The sequence below is a fragment of the Chryseobacterium sp. TB1-D10 genome, assembly GCF_059803555.1.
Genome location: NZ_JAPFHB010000007.1, coordinates 147,769 through 169,262, shown reverse-complemented (window position 1 = coordinate 169,262; position 21,494 = coordinate 147,769). Strand labels below are relative to the sequence as shown.

25 protein-coding genes are annotated in these 21,494 nt (G+C 36.7%); 16 read left to right on the top strand and 9 right to left on the bottom strand.

Annotation, left to right across the window (positions count from 1 at the left end; genetic code table 11):
• Positions 1-114 precede the first annotated feature (114 nt).
• Positions 115-2,259 (bottom strand): T9SS type A sorting domain-containing protein, encoded by a 2,145-nt coding sequence (locus OPU68_RS11210; protein ID WP_498474072.1) that lies wholly within the window; start codon positions 2,257-2,259, stop codon positions 115-117.
• A 244-nt stretch (positions 2,260-2,503) separates the two neighbouring features.
• Between OPU68_RS11210 and OPU68_RS11205 the strand changes: the two genes are divergently transcribed.
• On the top strand, positions 2,504-4,063 hold the full coding sequence (locus OPU68_RS11205; protein WP_498474071.1) for a tetratricopeptide repeat protein: 1,560 nt from the start codon (positions 2,504-2,506) through the stop codon (positions 4,061-4,063).
• Between the two features lie 5 nt (positions 4,064-4,068).
• Here OPU68_RS11205 and OPU68_RS11200 read toward each other — a convergent pair whose 3' ends face one another.
• On the bottom strand, positions 4,069-4,482 hold the full coding sequence (locus tag OPU68_RS11200) for an OsmC family protein (RefSeq protein ID WP_498474070.1): 414 nt from the start codon (positions 4,480-4,482) through the stop codon (positions 4,069-4,071).
• Between the two features lie 81 nt (positions 4,483-4,563).
• A complete protein-coding gene (locus tag OPU68_RS11195; protein ID WP_498474069.1) occupies positions 4,564-5,004 on the bottom strand; it encodes an META domain-containing protein in 441 nt (146 codons plus the stop codon).
• 89 nt (positions 5,005-5,093) lie between these two features.
• Between OPU68_RS11195 and OPU68_RS11190 the strand changes: the two genes are divergently transcribed.
• From OPU68_RS11190 to OPU68_RS11170, 5 genes are all read left to right on the top strand, one after another.
• On the top strand, positions 5,094-7,229 hold the full coding sequence (locus OPU68_RS11190) for a S46 family peptidase (RefSeq protein WP_498474068.1): 2,136 nt from the start codon (positions 5,094-5,096) through the stop codon (positions 7,227-7,229).
• 109 nt (positions 7,230-7,338) lie between these two features.
• Positions 7,339-8,409, top strand: coding sequence for a calcium:cation antiporter (locus tag OPU68_RS11185; RefSeq protein ID WP_498474067.1), 1,071 nt, complete (start codon positions 7,339-7,341; stop codon positions 8,407-8,409).
• Positions 8,410-8,447: 38 nt separating this feature from the next.
• Complete coding sequence (locus tag OPU68_RS11180; protein WP_498474066.1) at positions 8,448-8,951, top strand: GNAT family N-acetyltransferase; 504 nt, start codon at positions 8,448-8,450, stop codon at positions 8,949-8,951.
• A 28-nt stretch (positions 8,952-8,979) separates the two neighbouring features.
• Positions 8,980-9,492 carry a GNAT family N-acetyltransferase gene (locus tag OPU68_RS11175; RefSeq protein ID WP_498474065.1) on the top strand — a complete coding sequence of 171 codons (513 nt, stop codon included), beginning with the start codon at positions 8,980-8,982 and terminating at the stop codon, positions 9,490-9,492.
• A 3-nt stretch (positions 9,493-9,495) separates the two neighbouring features.
• Entirely contained in the window at positions 9,496-9,963 is a 468-nt protein-coding gene (locus tag OPU68_RS11170; RefSeq protein WP_498474064.1) for a GyrI-like domain-containing protein, read from the top strand.
• Positions 9,964-10,102: 139 nt separating this feature from the next.
• Here OPU68_RS11170 and bcp read toward each other — a convergent pair whose 3' ends face one another.
• Positions 10,103-10,549, bottom strand: coding sequence for a thioredoxin-dependent thiol peroxidase (gene bcp / locus OPU68_RS11165; protein ID WP_498474063.1), 447 nt, complete (start codon positions 10,547-10,549; stop codon positions 10,103-10,105).
• Positions 10,550-10,582: 33 nt separating this feature from the next.
• Between bcp and OPU68_RS11160 the strand changes: the two genes are divergently transcribed.
• Positions 10,583-11,206: an endonuclease III domain-containing protein gene (locus OPU68_RS11160; RefSeq protein ID WP_498474062.1), complete on the top strand. Its 624-nt coding sequence runs from the start codon at positions 10,583-10,585 to the stop codon at positions 11,204-11,206.
• Between the two features lie 22 nt (positions 11,207-11,228).
• Here OPU68_RS11160 and OPU68_RS11155 read toward each other — a convergent pair whose 3' ends face one another.
• Complete coding sequence (locus OPU68_RS11155) at positions 11,229-11,591, bottom strand: hypothetical protein (RefSeq protein WP_498474061.1); 363 nt, start codon at positions 11,589-11,591, stop codon at positions 11,229-11,231.
• Positions 11,592-11,707: 116 nt separating this feature from the next.
• Complete coding sequence (locus OPU68_RS11150; RefSeq protein WP_498474060.1) at positions 11,708-12,304, bottom strand: Crp/Fnr family transcriptional regulator; 597 nt, start codon at positions 12,302-12,304, stop codon at positions 11,708-11,710.
• Between the two features lie 156 nt (positions 12,305-12,460).
• Between OPU68_RS11150 and OPU68_RS11145 the strand changes: the two genes are divergently transcribed.
• Together OPU68_RS11145 and OPU68_RS11140 are read left to right on the top strand one after the other, a co-directional pair.
• Positions 12,461-13,441, top strand: a complete 981-nt coding sequence (locus OPU68_RS11145; protein WP_498474059.1) for a quinone oxidoreductase family protein — start codon at positions 12,461-12,463, stop codon at positions 13,439-13,441.
• A gap of 22 nt (positions 13,442-13,463) precedes the next feature.
• Positions 13,464-13,886 carry an SDR family NAD(P)-dependent oxidoreductase gene (locus OPU68_RS11140; protein WP_498474058.1) on the top strand — a complete coding sequence of 141 codons (423 nt, stop codon included), beginning with the start codon at positions 13,464-13,466 and terminating at the stop codon, positions 13,884-13,886.
• Here OPU68_RS11140 and OPU68_RS11135 read toward each other — a convergent pair.
• From OPU68_RS11135 to OPU68_RS11125, 3 genes are read right to left on the bottom strand one after another with little or no spacing between them, the layout of a single operon-like run.
• Positions 13,858-14,079, bottom strand: a complete 222-nt coding sequence (locus tag OPU68_RS11135) for a hypothetical protein (RefSeq protein ID WP_498474057.1) — start codon at positions 14,077-14,079, stop codon at positions 13,858-13,860. The genes OPU68_RS11140 and OPU68_RS11135 overlap by 29 nt on opposite strands.
• 6 nt (positions 14,080-14,085) lie before the next feature.
• Positions 14,086-14,682, bottom strand: a complete 597-nt coding sequence (locus OPU68_RS11130; protein ID WP_498474056.1) for an HPP family protein — start codon at positions 14,680-14,682, stop codon at positions 14,086-14,088.
• A gap of 7 nt (positions 14,683-14,689) precedes the next feature.
• Positions 14,690-16,489, bottom strand: a complete 1,800-nt coding sequence (locus OPU68_RS11125) for a DUF885 domain-containing protein (RefSeq protein ID WP_498474055.1) — start codon at positions 16,487-16,489, stop codon at positions 14,690-14,692.
• A gap of 219 nt (positions 16,490-16,708) precedes the next feature.
• On the opposite strand from OPU68_RS11125, the gene OPU68_RS11120 reads away from it, so the two are divergent.
• From OPU68_RS11120 to OPU68_RS11090, 7 genes are all read left to right on the top strand, one after another.
• Positions 16,709-17,167 (top strand): hypothetical protein, encoded by a 459-nt coding sequence (locus OPU68_RS11120; protein ID WP_498474054.1) that lies wholly within the window; start codon positions 16,709-16,711, stop codon positions 17,165-17,167.
• A 72-nt stretch (positions 17,168-17,239) separates the two neighbouring features.
• The gene (locus tag OPU68_RS11115; RefSeq protein WP_498474053.1) at positions 17,240-18,169 is read left to right on the top strand and encodes a ferric siderophore ABC transporter substrate-binding protein; all 930 of its coding nucleotides are present in this window, start codon (positions 17,240-17,242) and stop codon (positions 18,167-18,169) included.
• Positions 18,170-18,183: 14 nt separating this feature from the next.
• Positions 18,184-18,483: a TlpA family protein disulfide reductase gene (locus OPU68_RS11110; RefSeq protein WP_498474052.1), complete on the top strand. Its 300-nt coding sequence runs from the start codon at positions 18,184-18,186 to the stop codon at positions 18,481-18,483.
• 59 nt (positions 18,484-18,542) lie between these two features.
• The gene (locus tag OPU68_RS11105) at positions 18,543-18,683 is read left to right on the top strand and encodes a hypothetical protein (protein ID WP_498474051.1); all 141 of its coding nucleotides are present in this window, start codon (positions 18,543-18,545) and stop codon (positions 18,681-18,683) included.
• A 92-nt stretch (positions 18,684-18,775) separates the two neighbouring features.
• Positions 18,776-19,417: a MotA/TolQ/ExbB proton channel family protein gene (locus tag OPU68_RS11100; RefSeq protein ID WP_498474050.1), complete on the top strand. Its 642-nt coding sequence runs from the start codon at positions 18,776-18,778 to the stop codon at positions 19,415-19,417.
• Positions 19,418-19,481: 64 nt separating this feature from the next.
• The gene (locus OPU68_RS11095; RefSeq protein ID WP_498474049.1) at positions 19,482-20,126 is read left to right on the top strand and encodes a hypothetical protein; all 645 of its coding nucleotides are present in this window, start codon (positions 19,482-19,484) and stop codon (positions 20,124-20,126) included.
• A gap of 124 nt (positions 20,127-20,250) precedes the next feature.
• Positions 20,251-21,489 (top strand): bifunctional folylpolyglutamate synthase/dihydrofolate synthase, encoded by a 1,239-nt coding sequence (locus tag OPU68_RS11090; RefSeq protein WP_498474048.1) that lies wholly within the window; start codon positions 20,251-20,253, stop codon positions 21,487-21,489.
• Positions 21,490-21,494 lie beyond the last annotated feature (5 nt).

The following is a 21,494-nucleotide window of genomic DNA, read 5'->3' as shown; positions in this document are numbered from 1 at the left end:
AAAGATGAGAACTGATAATTATCAAAAATGGTTTGATGTGATGGCTATTCTACTTGCAAAAAAAAGGCCGCTCCCAAAAGGAACGACCCAAAAACACAATTATGAATTAATTTTTTATTTTTTGATAAGCTTGAAATCCTTCACTTCATTTCCACTGCTTACTTTCATTATATAAATTCCGGAAGCCAGTTTGGAAAGGTTTATTTCTGCATTTTTTTGATTTAACTCTTTTGCAAAAACCTGTTTACCCGACATATCGTAAACATTAATAGTGTTAATATCCTTGATGTTAGAAATTTTCAAAATATCTTTTACCGGATTAGGATAGAATGAGATTTGACTTTTAGAAACTTCTGCAGTATTTAGCACTTTGTTCACATTAACATTAAATACACAAGTATCTATTACACTACCTTCATATACCAAATTATGAACAACTACAGTATTGCCTTCCGGGAACGCAGCTCCCGATTCTAATCCCTGAACCAAAACAACTTGCGGTTCTGGTGATTCACAAACATAACTTACTTTGAAAACACCATCAAAACCTTCTTTAGCCGTCCAGTTTTGTCCATCTCCTGTTGTAAACGCTGTGGTTCCGTTTGATAAAGCAGATTTAGTTTCCCAAGAAATCAGCGGTCCCTGCATATTAATAGCAACCCAATATTTTCCTGAAGTCAATTCTAATGTTTGAGGAAGTTTTATAACAGTTTCATACGCTGAACCACCAGTTGTATTTCCTATAACGTTTTGTGATTCTATCGTTGGAGTGGCATAATTCATAATCAATTCTCCAGGCTTGCCATTATTATCCTTATAGAACGCAACAGTTGCTCCGTAAGAGAATCTGATAAGATGTGGAATGACTTTGTCAATCTTTAATGTTTTACCTTCAGGTATCACAAAATCATTGGCAACCGTATTAAAGTTGGAAGCTGGCATCCAGTTCTCATAATTATTTCCGGGATAATCTATACCACAGCTTGTATTGCTTGTCGGCGTACAATTAAAAGACAGATTATAATTTACAATTGCAGTTGCAGCACCTGGAAGTGTATTTGTATAGATGTCTGCAGGACAGGTGAAACTACATCCGGGATCTGCAATACCACCAGAAATATTCAACGTGTAATCTTCTGCCTGTCCGGAATTGTAATAATATCCTGAGGCACCAGTTGGCCAGAACAGAGAATATTCCGTAGCCGATTGCATTTTCAGAACCCTTATCCTTGTATTTCCGTTGATTGCATTTTGTGGAACTGTAATTGGGAATTCTGTGAATTTATCATCTACACCGGAAGATGCGAAAATATAACCTTCACTGATGATTTCATTGCTATCATCCAGAACACCATTTTGATTCCAGTCAACAAAAAGAGTATAAGTATCCGGTGCAAAATCTAAACGATTTTTACCTTTTATTTTTACATTGTAAGTTTGACCCGCCTGTAGACTGAACACTTTGTCTGTCATATCTTCATAGAAAGCAGAACTGTTTGGGTCTGAATTGTATCCTATGCCATTCACCTCAAAACGCGTTATAGGTGTTGCCGGGATACCATTGTCAACATTAGAAATTGGGTCATACGCCTGTGGATTCGGATTGTTTGGTAAGATTCTGAATTCTGTAGTACCATAGTAATTTGTACCATATTGCTCTACATTGATTCTCCAGGTTCCAGCAATATCAGGCATTGTATCGCCCCAAGGATAAGTTGGTGTATTTCCATTGAAATCAATATCAAAATTTCCGTTTGCATCTGCATAGTATTGTCCGGTAATTCCGGAGCCAGATTCATTGGGAGAGAAAATATGAACCACAACTTGTGCATTTGGTTCAATATTGGTGGCGTGCAGTTTTATTCCAAAATCAAAGAACTGCGCCATTGTCAATATCTTATTTGAAAGTGTAGCTTCTATTACTTCATTTTCATTTGCGACAACATTTAACGTGGCATTTGCAGTTTTTCCTTGTCCGTCTGTTGCCTTCACTGTGTGGGCACCTTTCAGAGAATGAATCATTTTAGCGCTTATCTGAACAGAAAATTTACCCTGAGAATCTACAGTTCCTATAAAATCTCTCCATCTTTTTCCATTTGCATCGGTATCGTAAACCGTAACTGTTGAATTGGGTGTAAATCCGCTTCCCAATACAGGAAATCCTCCGGACCAATACCAGAATTCTTCAATTGTATTCGCGTCATCAGAAACCAAAGAAGTATCCAATGTAATCTGTTGTGCTGTACTTATGCCGAACATAAATACAAACAAGCACTTAAAAAGTAATTTCACATTCATTTTGTAAATATTTTATAATTATTGAGACAATATTAGAATATCATCAAAGAATTTAAATATTTGTTGAGATAACAATATAACTACTAACTGAAATTAAGAGGTAACATTATATATACATTTGGGCTAACATATTGAAAAACAAACAACTAAAAAAGTTATTTTTTTTGAAAATTATTCTTCCTATCTTCGGGTCATATTTCCGAAAATGCGTTGGGCTTTTTGTTTACTTTTTGCTTTTAACTTAGTACTGATTTCCGGTCAGACCAGTCTTTCCAAAGACCCGGACAGGTATGCCTCTACACTTCTAAAACAGACCGTGGATTATATGCAGAATAACAGAACAAAAGCTATGAGTTATCTGCAGGAAGCTCTGAAATTAGAAAATAAACTTGCCGACAGCACAAAAATCAGTCTTTACGTAACAGCAGGAAATACATACAAAGACCAGGAATCTTACTATCAGGCGCTCAATTATTATTATAAAGGATTAGAAATCAACAACAAAATAAAGGCACGTGATTCTTATTCTATCCTGAATAATATTGGAGGTTGCTACTATATGATGGGCAATTACAAAAAAGCCCGACAATACTGGGAAAAATCACTTAAAAATTTTGAAAACAGTGCGCAAAGCCAAAAATCTGTAGAAGGCTCTATTATTTATAACAACCTTGCCGTACTGGAAAAAGAACAGGGAAACTATGCGAGAGCATTGGAAATGCTGAAAGAATTCAAGAGCAGGAATACCGTTTTAAGAGACACACTCAATATTATTATGGCGTATGAGAATATTGCCGATGTCAGTTTGAAATTAAAAGAAACTGACATTGCTGTAGAAAATCTGAGACAGGGGATCACTTTAGCGAAGAAAATAAAATCGCCTTATGACATCGCAAGTCTTTATAATATCCTCGGAAAAATCAATCTCGATAATCTAAACAACAGAGATTCTGCACTATATTATTTGAAAAATGCTTACAACATTGCAGAAAAGAGCAGTTTTTCCGACATCAAGCTTTATTCATCAGAAAGTCTGGTCAAACTTTTTGAAAAAGAAAAAGATTACAAAAATGCGCTGCAATATCTTCATACGGCAAAATCATTATCCGAAGCCTCCATCAATCAGGAAAACGATAAAAAAGTGAACCGATTGGAAATTGAGTTCAATGAGAAAATGATACAAAATGAGCTTTTGGCTTCTCAAACCAAGAGAGAAAGGTTTTTCATTTTCGGAATTGTATTGCTGTTATTCTGTTCAGTCATTATCTTTCTGATGTTCAAATTACAAAAAAGCAAAACCGCAAAAAGAGCTGCAGAAAATGAATTATTGGAAAAGAAATTAGAGGAAAAAAACAAGGAACTTACGAATAGTGCCATCCAAATGCTTCAGACTTCCGAAATAATCCAATCCACTCAAAAAGAATTGAGCGAACTGAATTCGGGAACAGAAATGTCTGACAACAAGATATTTCACATTATTTCTGAACTCAAAAAAAGTTCAAAAGGCTTCGGAAAAGACGAATTCTACAAGATTTTTATGGAAACCGAAGACCAATTCTATAAAAAACTGCTGAATGAATTTCCTGACCTGACGAAGAACGAATTGCGGCTTTGCGCTTTTCTCAAACTTAATTTATCTTCCAAGGAGATTTCCGACATCACGCATCAAAGCCCGCACAGTATTGTGGTTGCGAGATCCAGACTTAGAAAAAAATTAAGACTCTCCAATTCGGAAAGTCTCAATAATTTTTTGATTAAATATTAGGCACCTTAGCTAACCAAAGTCGCAGTCAATGTTTTCTCGAAACTGAAAGCCTGACTTACCGGACAATTTTCTTTGGCATCTTTAGCAATTTTCTGAAACTCATCTTCTGAGATTCCTGGAATTTTAGCAGTCAATGTCAATTCTGACAAAGTAATTTTCCCATCTACCAGACTGATTTTGCAATCTGTTTCCAAAGTTTCAGGATTGTAACCAGCTTCTGACAACAATGCTGAAGTTTTCATCGTAAAACAACCTGCGTGCGCTGCTGCCAACAATTCTTCCGGATTGGTTCCAACGCCGTCTTCAAATCTGCTTTTGAAGGAATACTGAGTTTCATTAAGCGTTGTACTCTGAGTGGTTAAAACGCCGCTTCCGTCTTTTACTGTGCCTTTCCAGACTGCTTTTGCACTTCTTTTCATAATTTTAATATTTGATTTTATTAAATTGATTTAATGATGTTCTTACTCTTGAATCTTTTACCTTTTTTCTTGCGTCTTCTCTCAATCCCAATCTGCTGCAACAAATTTCATTTTGTCACCGTTTACGTTGGATAAAGTTAAGAAATGTCCTTCAATTTTGTACTGTGTCATATTAGGAAAATCTTTACCAAACAATTCTTCCAACTTCATTCTCCCTTCGCAATACATCATCGTAGAACCAACGCCTGATAATTTCGCTTTTCCGTTATTAAATTCTGCCGTGAAAAACATGCTGTTGCAACCCATCTTCGCAGTGTAACGATCAGGCGATTCAGCATTTTTTGTTAAATCGATATTGGCTTCCAGTTTTACCAATTCTTCCTTAGTAAAATCTTTGTATTCAACAAGCATCCATTTTTTGTGAAGATTCTGCATTCCTGACATAGGATTATTTGATGATTTACAAGAAACTGTAAGAAGTAATATTAATGATAAAATAGCGATTGACTGTAGAAATTTCATACTTTGAATTTTGCCTAATCTCTTAGCCAAATTCATACCATTAGATTTAAAATAATGATTAAATTAGCCCTTTAAAATAATTTTTACTTATGAAAAAAATATTATTAGTCTTAACCTTGCTTATAGGTTATACGCAGATGCGGGCAGACGAAGGAATGTGGCTTCTGATGCTTGTAAAACGTCTGAACGGCGTGGATATGCAGAAAGAAGGTCTGCACCTGACGCCGGAAGAAATCTATTCTGTGAACAACTCCAGTCTGAAAGACGCTATCGTAAGTTTTGGCGGTTTCTGTACAGGCGAAATGGTTTCAGACCAAGGTTTGATTTTCACCAATCACCATTGTGGTTATGATGCTGTTGCGGCAGCTTCTACGCCGGAAAAAGATTACCTGAAAAACGGATTCTGGGCAATGATGCCAAAAGATGAGTTCAATGCGAAAGGACTTTACGTAAGATTCCTTGTAAGAATGGATGACGTTTCTGCAAGAATCAATGCGAAATTGAATAACAATATGTCTGCTGCAGACAGAAAAGCAGTGATAGATGCGGAATATAAAGCCATCCAGACAGAAAATTCTGAGAATGGAAAATATACGGTTGTTGTTAGAGATTTCTTTAACGGAAATGAGTTCTATTATTTTGTTTACCAAGATTATAAAGATATCAGACTAGTTGGTGCACCACCTTCCTCGTTAGGGAAATTCGGTGGTGATACAGACAACTGGGAATGGCCAAGACACACTGCAGATTTCACGGTATTCCGTGCTTATGGAGACGCGAATGGGAATCCTGCAGAATACTCTGAAACCAACGTTCCTCTAAAACCAAAACACCATTTACCTATCTCGCTTAAAGGCTACAAGCCCGGAGATTTCACAATGATTCTTGGATATCCCGGAAGAACCAACCGTTATTTGACTTCTTACGGAATCGAGCAAATGGTGGACAAAGATTATCCGGCATGGGTAGAAGCTTCAAAAGTAACAATGGACGTTTTGAAAAAGTATATGGACAAAGACAAAGCGACTCAGTTGGATTATGCTTCCCAATACGCAAGTGTGGCCAACTACTGGAAAAACAGAGCAGGAACTATTGACGCTGTAAAGAAAAACGGAACTGTTGCTGAAAAACAAAAAACGGAGCAGATCTACACTCAATGGGCAGCTCAGTCTCCAAACGAGCAAACATATTATGCTGTCTTACCGGAAATAAAAGCTTATTATCAGCAGATTTCCGGGAGAAATGTAGAACGTAATTACGCTTCTATTTTGCAAAGAAACGCACATTATATTGCAACAGCTTACCAATTGGGAAGCCTGTTCAAAACGTATGCTGATCAGGACGATGCCGGGAAAACTGCTATGAAACAGAAAGTTCTAGAAGCTGTTGAAAAAGCGTACGACGGTTTCCACGACAATGTGGAAGGTGACATGCTGGTAGCTCTCACTTCTCTTTACAAAGCGAAAGTTTCTAAGGAATTTGCTTCGCCAACAATCCTCGCAGCAGATGTGAATAATCTTTCAACTTTGGCTTACGAATCAGTTTTTGCTAATAAAAAATCTGCTTTAAATTTCATCGAAAATCCAGACAGGTTGAAAATTGATGCTGATAAACTAAGACAATTTGTAAATGGAATTGTAGAAGAGCAAAAATTAGGTGCTGAGAAGTATGCGAAAATCGATGAAAATTTTGCTAAAAACAGCAGACTTTTCTTAGACGGACTTAGAAAAGCACAGCCGGAAAAAGTATTCTATCCGGACGCTAACTCTACAATGAGACTGACTTACGGAACTGTACAAACACTTCCAGAAAGGTCTGACAGAAACTACAAAGGCATCAAAGAAAACTATTACACCGATATCAACGGAATGGTTGCCAAATACAAAAAAGGTGACGAGGAGTTTGACCTTCCGAAAAAAGTTCTTGACCTTGCCAAGAAAAAAGATTACGGACAATATGCTGATAAAAAAGGTGGATTTATGCCAATCAATTTCTTGTCAAACAATGATATCACTGGCGGAAACTCTGGTTCTCCAATCATTGACGGAAACGGAAACTTATTAGGTCTTGCTTTCGATGGAAACAGTGAAGCTTTAAGCGGCGACATCGTTTTCGAACCGAATTTACAAAGAACAATCAATGTGGATGTTCGTTACGTACTTTGGATAATCGACAAATACGCTGGCGCAACAAGATTGATTAGCGAACTTACTTTGGTAAAATAATTTTTAATCAAATATTATACAAGCCACCTATTTTGGTGGCTTTTTTGTTGGACTAAACTGACAAAACCTTGGTAAATTATTTTTTTGTAAATTAGAGAAATCATTTTTTATGAGTTTAAAGTCTTTACTTCATTGGTCTTATATTTTTCCTTTATTATCCCTTGCTTACTATTTATTTGGTGTTGTTGATGACAATGCCTGGCTGGCAAGTTTAGGGAGTCTTCTTCTGATTAGTTCTGTTTTGGCAGCCGTGCATCACGCCGAAGTTGTGGCGCACAAAGTAGGTGAACCGTTCGGAACAATTATCCTGGCAATCGCAATTACAGTTCTGGAAGTAGGATTAATTGTTTCCTTGATGGTTGCCGGCGGTAAAGAAACCAGCACACTGGCAAGAGACACCGTTTTCGCAGCCGTAATGTTGATTCTGAATGGAATTCTCGGTGCTTGTCTCTTAGTTGGCGGAATCAAATTCAAAGAACAATTCTTCGCCAGAACTTCAGGAAATATGGCATTAATCAGTTTGGTTGCGATTGTAGTAATGACCTTGATTTTACCAAATTATACGACCACCGAGCTATCCGCAACCTTCAGCAAAGCGCAGCTGATATTCTTTTCCGTTGCATCATTAGTCATTTACAGTACATTTTTGATGGTTCAAACCGTACGACACAGAAATTATTTTCTTCCCGAAAATGATGATGCGCCACACGCCGAACCACCAACGAATGTCGAAAGCATACTGAGTCTGATATTTCTACTTATATGTCTCGGTGTGGTTATCGTAATGGCCAAAGCATTGTCTCCAACTATTGAGAGCGTTGTTCATAGTCTTGGCGCACCTCAGGCATTGGTCGGTGTCATCATCGCAGCCGTTGTACTGTTGCCGGAAGGAATGGCAGCGATAAAAGCAGCAAGAAGAAATCAATTCCAAACCAGTTTGAATCTGGCTTTGGGGTCTGCGATTGCGAGTATCGGATTGACGATTCCTTGCGTTGCGGTAGTATCAATTATTTACGAAATGCCTTTGGTCCTTGGGCTTGACATCAAATCGATGGTTCTTTTAGCTTTATCACTTTATACCGTAATGCTTTCACTAAGCAGGGGAAAAACCAATATTCTCTATGGCGTTGTCTTGTTGGTGAATCTTTTCGCCTATATTTTTACTGTAATCGTTCCCTAATTTTTTTATTTTTGATTAATGAAATCACAAAGTTGCATATGAAAAATTACGAAACCGAAAGATTAATTTTAAAACCTGCAGATCTAGAAGATGCAGATTTCTTTTTGGAATTATATAATTTACCTTCTTTCATAAAACATATTGGCGACCGAAATCTTCGAACAAAAGAGAATGCCGAAAACTATATTTCGAATAGATTTCTTCCTCAGATAGAAAAAATGGGATTCGGAAATTACGTCGTCATTCACAAAAAATTGAATGAAAAGATTGGCGCAGTCGGTGTTTTCGTACGTGAAGGAATTGCTGTTCCGGATATTGGATTTTCCTTCTTTCCTGAGTTCGAAGGAAAAGGTTTCGCTTATGAATCAGCCGTCAATCTGATGGAAATTGTTAAAACAGAATTCGGAATAGAAAAACTTTCAGCAATGACTTCTGATAAAAATATTTCTTCCCAAAAACTAATTGAAAGACTTGGGCTTCAATTCAAAAAATACGTTATTTTTCCTGATGATAACGAGGAATTGAGATATTATGAGAATTAATTTACTGATTAAATAAGATTTAAAACTAATGTCAAAAACTTACGAAACCGAACGTCTAATTATTAAACTCGTTGATATCGACGATGCAGAATTTCTGATGCAATTGGTAAACACAGAAAAATGGATCAAATATATAGGCGACAGGAATATTCATAATCTGGAAGATGCTCAGAAATATGTTCGTGAAAAGAACCTGCCTAATATTGAAAAGTTAGGTTACGGAAATTGCGTTGTGATTCTGAAATCTAATAATGAAAAAATCGGAACCGTTGGATTGTACGACCGTGAAGGAATTGACGGTGTTGATATTGGTTTTGCTTTTTTAGAAGAATATGAAGGAAAAGGTTATGCTTACGAAGCAGCGAGAAAAGTAATGGATATTGGAATCAATGATTTTGGCATTAAGAAAGTCAGCGCGATAACTTTGCCTGAGAATTTTTCATCAATCAAATTAATTGAAAAATTAGGTTTAAAATTCAAAGAAGTCGTGAGAATTCCTAATGACACTGAGGATTTGAATCTTTATGAATTGAATTTGTAAGTAATGAATTTACCACACCGAATCGAAATTATTGAATCCAAAAAACTGATTGGTTTCAGCATTGCAACTTCTTTTCAGGAAGACAAAACGCCGATTGTCTGGAGAAAATTCATGATGCGAAGAAATGAAATTACCAATCGGATTTCTAACAAATTATTTTCGCTTCAAATCTATCCTCACGATTTTACACCTGATCAATTATTTACAAAATACGCGCTTGCAGAGGTTTACGATTTTGTCAATCTTCCTAATGCATTTGAAAAATTCCAATTAGAAAGTGGAAAATATTTGGTTTTCGCTTACAAAGGAAAAGCGGAAAAGGGTCCTGAACTTTTCAAATATATTTTCCAGACTTTCATTCCTGAAAACGATTTTGAGGTTGATAATAGACCACATTTTGAGATTTTCGGAGACGATTACAATCCTGCAAGTGAATTCGCCGAAGAGGAAATCTGGATTCCGATAAAATAGAATATAGCAAAGAAACCTTTCTCTACAAATGATTATCAACAGATTATTATTTTGGTCCGATTTAAAAAAAAAAATTAAATTTCAAATCAACTTTAGTCAAAACTGATGGTTGATTTTGACTAAAGCATAATCTGTCATTTTACTCCAAAATCTGTGCAGCTGCAGTCTTCGAAGTCACCTTCTCAATCACTCTTGTGCAGATTCCTTTTTCATCGAAAATAAAAGTTGTTCTCACGATTCCCATATAGGTTTTTCCAAAAGTCGTTTTCTCCTGCCAAACCCCAAATTTCTCAATGATTTCACGATTTTCATCCGCAATCAGATCATAGGGAAACGCAAATTTGCTGTGGAAATTTTTTTGCTTTTTCACAGAATCTCCACTGATTCCCAACAGTTGAAATCCTGCTTTTTCCAATTGTGAATAATTGTCACTTAAATTACAAGCTTCAACTGTACAAGTTGGTGTATTTGCTTGTGGATAAAAGAAAATAATTAAATTCTTTCCTAATAATTTTTCAGAATTAATGGTTTCTCCATCTTGATTTGTTCCTTCAAATTGTGGTAATTTATCTCCAACTTTCAGCATAATGATTTATTTTTGTTCAAATTTAATGATTAAATGACAAAAAAGCAGAGAGCGGCGCTCGTTCAGTCAGAATTAGAGAAATTATATCCGCAAGTTCCTATTCCTTTAGACCACACCGATCCTTACACTTTGATGGTCGCAGTTGCACTTTCTGCTCAAACAACTGATAAAAAGGTCAATCAGGTTACTCCCGAACTTTTTGCTGTTGCGGGAACGCCGCAAAGGATGGCGAAATTGGAAGAGTATCAAATTAAAGAACTCATTAAAGAAATCGGACTTTCCAATACGAAAGCCAAGAATCTGAAAAGAATGGCTGAACTTTTATTGGAAAGGCACAATGGAGTGGTACCGCAAACTTATGAAGAACTCGAAGCGCTTCCAGGAGTTGGTCACAAAACAGCTTCTGTGGTAATGAGTCAGGCTTTTGGGTTTCCGGCGTTTCCTGTCGACACGCACATTCATAGATTGATGAAACAATGGAAATTAACCGAAGGAAAAAATGTGGTAGAAACCGAACGTGATGCCAAGAGTATCTGGAAAGAAGAGGTTTGGAATAAACTTCATTTACAGATCATCTTTTACGGAAGAGAATATTCTCCGGCAAGAGGAAAAGGTGAGAAAGATTTTCTGACGAAAATGCTTTTTGAAAAATCATAAAAGCATTTTGCCAAAACTTCATTTAACTTCCTAAAAACAAATACAAGGATTTTATTTTTCCGCCATCTGTGATTGCTATATCTTCGCCTTTCGCAACCGGCTGTTGACCGGGAATACCCAATTGCCAAACGATATGCTGAATGTTGTGATTCGATTTCGAAGCTTCTGTTAAGATAAATTCAAAATCTGAAGGCCAGTCTTGCTGTATTTTTTGAATAAGTTCGTCAATCGCTGAAAATCCTACAAAAGGTTCACTCTCATCACTTTCGAAAAATGAAATATCGGGAGCATAGATTTTTTCCATCAGCTCAAGTCTTTCGGCTGAATTGCGGTTGTTCCAGATTAATAATAAACTGTCCTGTAAAAGTGTTGATGATGTGTTCATTGTAATTATTTTTTTTGATTAATTTATAGGAACAAAATTATCAATTGCATCCTTGACAAACACTTGACATTTATCAAATTAATGAATTGACTTTTATCAAGAAAAGTTCTATTAATCTACTTTTTCAGATTATTTTTTCGGATTCTGCTCAGCGTTTCGGGCGAGATTCCGAGGTAGGAAGCGATGAGACTTTGAGGAAAACGGTTCAGAAATTCCGGATAGGATTTGATCAATTGATCGTAACGCTCATCTGCGCTTTGGCTTATCGAAGAATGAATTCGATTTTGCGTGGCTACTGTTCCTTTCTGATCTATATTCTTCACCATCAGATCTATTGCAGGTATTTCGGCGATGAGTTTTTGCATTCCGCTATGGTCAATCATCAGTACTTCAGAATCTTCCAGTACTTCTATGTTGTAACGTGAAGGTGTCAAATAATTATAACTTTCATAATCTCCCAGCCACCAGTTTTCTATAGCAAACCGAATGGTGTGTTCGTGGCCTTTTTCGTTGACAGAATACATTCGTCCGGATCCTTTTATCAGGAAGCACATATATTTACAAACCTCACCTTCCTGCAGCAGATATTGTTTTCTGCGCAGATGTTTTTTCTTGAAAGCAGATTGCAAAAGTTCTTTTTCTTCCGCATTCAAAACCAATGAAGATTTGGATTCTACATACTTAAAAAACGTTTCGAAGGAAATTGTTGCCAAGAGAAATATCAATTAAAATTAGAAAGTAAAAATACAAAATCTCTCGAAGGGATTGACAAATGTCAAGATCAATTTACTGCATTTGTCAATGCACACGTTTTCGCACTTCCGCAACTTTGTCCTGTTAAAAAAGTATAACTAAAAATTTTAGAAAAGATGATACATCAAGAAAGCGGCGTGATTCAGATGAAAAAACAAGGTTCGCCATCCGTATTAGAATTTGTAAGTACAATAATAGCTGAACCTGCAGCAAATCAGGTGGTTCTTCGTCAGGAAGCCATCGCGTTGAATTTTGTCGATATAATGTTCCGCAACGGGAATTTTCCACTTAATAATTTTCCGGCCACAATTGGCGTGGAAGCAGTGGGCGTGATAGAGAAAACAGGAGAAGGTGTGACAGACTTTGCATTCGGCGACCGGGTTGGTTATTTCTTTTCTTTAGGAGCTTATGCTGAAAGAAGATTGATCAACGCATCCGACTTGATCAGATTGCCAGATAATATGTCATTCGACGAAGCAGCATCGATGATGGCGAAAGGTTTAACGGCAAGAATGCTCATCAAGCAAGCTTATTCTGTTAAAAAAGGAGATATTGTTCTGGTTCACGCAGCGGCAGGCGGTGTGGGTTCGCTTGTAAGCAAATGGGCAAAAACGTTGGGAGCAACTGTTATCGGAACTGTCGGAAGTACGGGTAAGAAAAATTACGCCTTAAGCCACGGAATAGATCACGTTGTGGTTCTTGATTCTGAAGATATGGTAAAAGAAGTAAATCATTTCACAGAAAACAAAGGGGTGGATGTTGTATTCGACGGTGTTGGGAAAGCGACCTTCAGCCAGTCTCTCACGCTTCTCAAAAACGGCGGAACAATGGTACTTTTTGGGTCATCTTCGGGAGAACCTGCTATTGATAAATCGTTTTTAGATAAAAATAGTATCAAACTCATCCGTCCTTCAGTTGGTAATTATCTTAATGATGCCGAAAGTATAAAACTGGCTTCCGAAGATATGTTCGACGCATTTGGAAAAGGAATTTTTGGAACCATTAATCCTACAATTTATAACCTGAGGGACGCTTCAAAAGCACATCAGGATTTGGAAGCTGGAATCACTAAAGGTTCTGTCATTTTTCATATTTAATTCTATAAAAAAATCTAAAATAATGTCTAAATTAAAAAACAAAACAGCCTTCGTAACTGGTGGGAGCCGCGGTATTGGTGCAGGAATCGTAAGACAGCTTGCAGCTGAGGGCGCAAATGTGATTTTCACGTATGTGAATTCTGAAGAAAAAGCACAAGCTCTTGTGGATGAAATAAAATTATTGGGCGTAAAAGCAAAAGCTGTAAAGGCAGATACAGGAAATAAGGAAGGAGTAGATTTTGCCATCAAAGAAGCCTCTGAATGGGGAATTGATATTCTGGTCAACAGTGCCGGATTATTTGTAACCGGAGAAATTGACAAAGAAAATGATCTTCAAAAGCTACAGCAGCAATGGGAAGTCAACGTCCACGGAGTTGTTCATACGGTACGCAGCATTTTACCTTTAATGTTATTATTCAGCCAGGTCTCATTAATACTGATATGAATCCTGAATTTCCAAGGATTGCTCCGAAAAAATGTTTAAGATTTCCAATTAAATGAAGGCAAAGATTTCCTCCTGAATTTAAAATGTCTTGATCTACTTTCCAAAGCGATTGTTCGTCTTGGTAAGATTCAATTTCTGCTTTTAATTTGTTTAAATCTCTTGTATATAGTGATTTTAAAGTATCTTTTGTCATAGTAATTTAATCTTTTCCTTTCAGCATTCTTCTCATATGAACATATTTGGATTGCCGGATGTGATGCGGATATTTTCTTCCTTTCGGAATATTATTGAAAATCAAAGCAACAATTAATAAAATAACTGCGCCACTCAAAACCGGCGACAAAGCGTACCAATATCCCAGCTCCTGAATTTTCTCCGATGGAAGAACCGCAATCAAAGCCGTCGCGCCGCCCGGAGGATGCATTGTTTTTGTGATTTGCATGACGACAATCGAAGAAGCTACTGCAACAGAAGCATTTAACCAAAGAATCTCCGGTAAGAATTTAAAAACCGTAACACCAACCAAAGCAGACAGAACGTGTCCGCCAATCAGATTTCTTGGTTGCGCTAACGGACTATTGACCGCACCATAAATCAAAACACTTGATGCGCCGAATGAGCCTATTAAAAAGATATTTTCAATTTCAGAAATCTTTTGAGATTGTAGGAAAGCAATCAATCCGATTCCGAAAAAGGCGCCTAAGAATGACCAAAAGTGGTCTTTGAAATCGACTAAAGTTTCCTGGTAAAAAATATATTTGGTTTGTCTAAATCCTTTTCTGATTTGTTTCTTCATCTAATTCTTACTTTACATCTTTCGCCCACAAATCCATTTTACGTTCCAAAACCTGAAGCGGAAGGCAGCCTTGACTCAACACTTCATCGTGAAAATCTGCAATATTGAATTTCTTTCCTAATTCCGATTTATATTTTTCTCTCAGTTCACGGATTTTCATTGCACCGGTCTTGTAGCTCAATGCCTGTCCGGGCATTGCCATATAACGCTCCACTTCTGCCGTTGCGCCAGCTTCATCGTAGGCAACGTTGCTCAAGAAATATTTAATCGCTTCTTCTCGTGACATTTGTCCGGTATGAATTCCAGTATCTATAACCAAGCGAACGGCGCGTAACATTTCGTCACTCAAAGAACCCATTTTCTGATACGGGTCGGTGTAAAGTCCGAATTCCGGACCGAGCGATTCACAGTACAAAGCCCAACCTTCGCCATAAGCGCCAATCCAACCGAATCTCAGAAACTTTGGTAATTTCAGATTTTCCTGTTGCAGGGAAATTTGATAATGATGACCAGGAATGGCCTCGTGAAGGAAAAGAGATTCCATTCCGGAAGTGACATTGAATTTTGTCGGGTCAGGAATTGGTGTGTAAAAAATCCCGGGACGTTTACCATCCGGACTTCCCTGGATGTATTCTGCACTTGCACTTGCCTCACGATATTTTTCGGTTTGACGAATTTCGAAAGGTGTTTTAGGTGTTACATTAAACATTGTTTTCAACTTCGGCGTGATTTTATCCAGGATTGATTGGAATCCGGCCAAAACCTCTTTTGAAGTCTTGTAAGGCATTGCTTTCGGGTCGGTTTTTACATAATTAAGGAATTCTTCCAAAGAACCTTTGAAACCAATTTGGTTCTTCACTTTCTCCATATCCTTACGTAGTCTTTCCACTTCTGAAAGTCCTGTTTTGTGGATTTCTTCCGGCGTTTTATTCGTCGTAGTCCAGCTTTTCACATAGTAATTATAAATATTCACGCCGTTTGGCAAGGCGCTGTAACCATCAGTAGTTCTTGCTTTTGGCAAATATTCTTTTTCAAGAAATTCTGCCATTTTGAGGTAAGATGGAATTAATTTATTTTTGATGGCTTCCTGATAAAGCTTGGCGTATTTATTAGCCGTCACAGGTTTGAAATCTTTCGGTAAATTTTTGATTGGACCGTAGAAAATATTTTTATTAATATCAAAAGTTGTGATTTCTTCAGCTTTCATCTGTGGAATCATTTTTATCACTAATGATTTTGGCAGAACGACATCCTTTTTCATCCCAACTCTGAAGTTTTCTATCGCAGCATCCATCCAGGCAGGAAACAGTTCCATTCTTTTCAGCCAGTTGTCATAATCTTTTTCCGTTTTGAAGGGCTGGATTCCGGTTCCGCTTCCCAACATCGGGAAGTCCAATGGAAGTCCGCCAAATTGAGTAAACGGAATATATTCCGGGTAGTAGGCATATCGCTCCTGCTTGTCTATCAGTGTATATTCCAAAACATCGTAAATCACTTTCTGATCATTGTCCAGGCTATTATAATCTACAGATTTCAGCTGATTCTGAACCGAGTTATAAAACGCTATTTCATTTTTGATAAATTCCTGGCTTAGATTATTTGGTAAGAGATCATTATACCTTTCATCTCCTTGCGAAGTGGCTTCCAAAGGATAAAGCTTGAGATATTCTTCATAATATTTTGCGGCAATTGTATCCAGATTTGAACCTGATGATTCTATAACTTTCATCATAGGAGAATCTCCTTTTTTACAGGAAACGGTGAAAAGAAGGCTGGATAAAATTAATATGGTGTAAAAAGATTTCATTCTAAATTGTTTAGCAGTGTAAAGATAATATTTTAATGATTATAAAAATTGCCCTTAATTTTTTGGGGGATGGCATTTTAGATTAACACAATATCAATAAATAAGTTGCGTTTCATGATTATTATTAAAAATAATTCATAAAAATTTCTGTAATTCATTCTATTTTTTATCTTTGTTCATCAATTCAAAATCATCATTTCATAATTTATTATCCTTATAATGAAAGGAATATTAAAGATTTATCACCCAGAGGAAACTCTGAAGTATTTTATCAAGAACACTTATTGCAAATCTGTTTACATCAATTCGCAGAATTTCTTGGAAGTAGAAATCATCACGGATGACTCACTGGATCACGTTGACGACGACTCTCTGCAATACAAATTTCCTCAGCTGTCATTAGACATTATCGAGTTTCCTGTTGCAACTTCGGAGTTGGAAGGGCAGACTTTTGTCATAGAAGATACGGATGATGAGATCTATACAGAGGTTGACCTTTTTGATGATGACGATGCTTTTCTGTTTGAAAACGAACTGGCATTTGACACAAATGAAACTGGGGATCTTCAGCTTTGCTGGAAAGGAAATATCACAGATTTCTATACCGGTTCCGAAGATCCCATCCCTTTTAAGCTGAAATGCCACTTCCGCCCGGACGAGATAGAGGTGGACGACTAATTTTTTCAGGAAATAATATTTATATTTACGAATCGTTATAAAATTAATTTATAACGCAAACAAGTTTTTCCTATGTATCAGGATCTGGATGATATTATTTTCGAAGACAGACATAAGGCTTATGGTGCATACGCATTCCGGAAACATTATGACTTTACGCTGACCAAAGCTTTGGTTGTGGGTATCTTTATTTTCTCAGTTTTATTTTTCCTTCCAATATCCTTTATCAAATCAACAAAAAAAACGGCGGTAAGCAGCGAAACAATTATTCCTGTTGATCTTACCGAAATGCGCATCAACTACGGTGACAACAGAAACGGCAAAGACCCTGAAGAGCCCAAAGAGGAAGAAGGAAGCCCGGCTCCGCTTGTAGAAAAGAAGGAGGAAAAAGAAATTGTGGCGGAAGTTGCGAAAGTTTCCAAGGAAAAAGTAGAAAAAGACATTCCTGAAAACACTGTTCCAATCCCAACCAGAACCAAGAATCCACCAGTTGCAACCAAAAAAGCAAATGAAAAAACCAATTCTCCCGCCGTTGCAAACTCTACCAAAACAACAGCCGGAAAGACCAACGCTAAAGGTGATATTAAAAAAGAAAATGCAACCGGAGATGGCCGTGGTAATGCTGCCATAGGAAATTTATTAAAAGGAAGAGGTACAAAATCCGGCTCACAAGGAAACGGAACTGGCCCTGGAAATTATGGCGACCCTCTCGGCGGCGATGGCGACGGAAACAGCTTAATAGGAATTGATAGAAAATTAATTGGTTTTATTCCCGGAACAATGGGACGCGGCGGCGCACAGCCCAACCACGATTGCCAAGCCAGCGGAAGCATCAGCATATCATATACTGTGGACAAATCCGGAAAAGTAATTTCTGCAAAACGTCTCAGCGGAGTTTCTGACCCTTGCGTGGCGAGTACAGCTGTAAGTTGGGTGAAACAATATGTGAAAGCTGAGGCTTCATCTGTATTATCCAAAGGAACATATAAGATTGTTTTTTAGAATTTGATTTTAAAATGAAAAACAAACTTATAATCACTTTTACAGTATTGATTTTTAATCTACTCTGCTCACAAAGTATAGATCCGTTTCTCAGTAAATTATTAGACAAAAAGTTTCCTGTTAAAAATTTGAAAGATGAAAATAATTTAGATTTTAAAATAGAAAGTTTAAACGGAAAGCCAACATTCATCAATATTTGGTTTACAACTTGCGGACCTTGCATTGAAGAGCTGCCACACTTAACTGAATTACAAAATAAACTAAGTTCAGACGTTAATTTTGTAGCAATCACTTTCGATAGCAAGAGAAAGTAGAAAAATTTTTATTAAAACATCAATTTAAGTTTAAGCATCTAAATGTTACTTTTCAGGATTTGGAAAAGAATGGAATTTATAAATATCCTTTAAATTTTGTTCTTGATGAAAAAGGAAATGTAAAAAGAATTCTTGGCGGAATTGATGAAACAGAAATTAATGAAGTGATACAGATTTTTGAAACCTTGAAACAAACTTGATAATTTCAATTATGATCCAAATTCGACACTTTATCTTCTTTTAAATACTTAAGTTATTCATAAATTTGAAACAGAAAAAATAAACAAAAACTATGGCAGAGCAACATATTTCTATTTGGGAATTCCTATTTGGTGGCGGATTGTTAAGCGTTACGTTTATCATCATTCTAATATTTTCCGGAATTGCAGCCATCGTTTTCTTTGGACAGAAATTATATTCACTCAACCGGGAAAATCAGGTTGATCCTTATTTACTAAAAAACGTAAACGACCTTCTGAATGATGGACGTGTACATTCAGCTGTTGATTTTTGCAGAAGAGACAATTCCCCCGAATCCAGAAGCGTGGAAAAAGGACTGAACAGATTGGGAAGACCGATCAGCGAAATTGCCAACGCAATGGAAACGCACGCACAGATAGAACTTAATAAAGCAGAGAAAAATATTGGTTTCCTTGCAACACTTTCTGGTGCAGCACCAATGCTTGGACTTCTGGGAGGCGTTTTGATATTAGCTTCCACTTTTGGTAATTTGTCAAAAACAGAAACAATCGTTTCTCAGAATATTTTGGCCGCAGAATTTTATAAAGCTCTGGCTCCTACAATTATTGGGTTGATCGTTGGATTTTTATCTTATATCTTTCATAATATTTTGGTTTCAAAAGTTGATTATTTACTCATGAAAATTCAGTTTCATACCAACGAATTTTTGGACATTATCAATAAACCTGCGTAGATAGAATTAGATATTAGACTTTAGAAGTCAGAAAGATCATTAATGCTTTAAATTAAAAAAATAAATGGAATTCCGAAGAAGAACAAAACGATTATCCGGATTGCCGATTGCATTTTATGTGGTTGCGCTTCTGTTTTTTGTGCTTTTGTTTTCTTTCAACTCCTTTTATTATAAAGTTTCTGAACAGCCGAAACCTTTTATAGCAGAAACTCCAAAACCAATAGAAGCTGAACCGGAGCAAGATTCTGTCGTAAAACCAGAAATCTACGTTCCAGATGTTGAAGTTTTACCTGCAGACACGGTTTCTATCGCTAAAGAAATTGCGCCTTTAAAAGATGATAAAAAGGAAACTGCAAAATCTGAAACTGAGGACAAAAAACTGGCGAAAAAAGATGAGAAAAAAGAAACACCGACAACAGACCCAAAGGATGACAAAATTACCAGAATAGGAAAAGACAGATTCCTCACAGCATTCATTCCCGGAACGATGGGAAAAGCCGGGAAATTACCTTCTCATAATTGTAAAGCCAAAGGCCAATTGATAATGTTCATCACGATGGACAAAGCTGGAAACGTAACATCGGCTGGACGAAGCAGCGGAATCAAAGATGCCTGCAACGTCACAGCAGCGGTTATCTGGACAAAGAAATACGTGAAAGCAAAGAAGTCTCAAAACATTTCTCAGGGAACTTATACGATTGTTTTTTAATTTTAATTTTGCTAATTTCAATTGTAACCGAAATCACAAATTTAGATTAATCCAGAACTATAAAATCTAAATACTTTTTCTCTTATATTTATTTCTAATTTTTAAATTTGTGTTTTCATAAAATATGACTTCACAAGACTATAAAGACGCTGTAGACTGGCTTTTTGCTCAGGCTCCCAATTATCAGAGAGATGGTTCGTCCGCTTACAAACCTGGACTGGACAATATCAAAAAACTTTGTGATTTTTTCGGAAATCCACAGGATAAGATCAAGACAATTCACATTGGCGGAACCAACGGAAAAGGCTCTACGAGCAATATGCTGGCTTCTGTTCTTCAGGAATCGGACTATAAAATCGGACTTTATAATTCGCCGCATTTGGTAGATTTTACTGAAAGAATCAAAGTGAATGGTGAGAATTGTGACAAAGAATTTGTCTATGAGTTCATCCAAAAACTGAAACAGCTGCCAAGCGAAATTCAGCCTTCTTTTTTCGAATTCACAACCATAATGGCTTTTGAATATTTTTATAAAAAAAATGTAGATTTTGCAATTATTGAAGTTGGTTTGGGTGGACGATTAGATTCTACGAACATCATCAAACCTTTGATTTCTGCGATTACGAATGTTCAATTGGATCATCAGGACTTACTCGGTGAGACGATTGAAGAAATCGCGTTTGAGAAAGCGGGAATTATCAAAGAGAAAATCGCTGTAATTTCCGGAGATGAAAAAGATTCTGTGAAAGAAATTATCATTAATAAAGCAAAAGAATTAAATTCGGAATTCATTGATGCGACAACTATTGAAACATCTTTAGAGTCTGACCTCAAAGGAAAATATCAGAAAAAAAATATCCGTGTGGTTTTAGCTTTAGTAGATGGGTTGAGAAAGCAAGGTTTGACAATCTCTGATGAAAATGTAAAATCAGGTCTTCTAAATGTCTATAACAACACCAACTTCATTGGCCGCTGGTTCGAATTCTCGAAAAATCCTTTGACAATCTGTGATACGGGGCATAATAAGGATGGATTGATGGAGGTTTTTGGACAATTAAAAGAATATTCTCAAAAGAAACATATTGTTCTAGGATTCGTAACTGATAAAAAAATTGAGGAAGTTTTAGTCCTTTTGCCCAAAGATGACCGATATTATTTTGTAAAACCAGCCGTCAACCGGGGTCGAAATCCTGAAACCTACGAAGACTTGTTGAAAAAAAGTAAAATTTCATATAAAATTTTTCAAACCGTTCAGGATGGTTATCTTTCTGCAAAACAGAATTGTACCGCCGACGAAATGATTTTTATTGGCGGAAGCAACTTTGTAGTGGGAGAATTTTTAGAAAAAAATTTGTTGAATTAGTAATA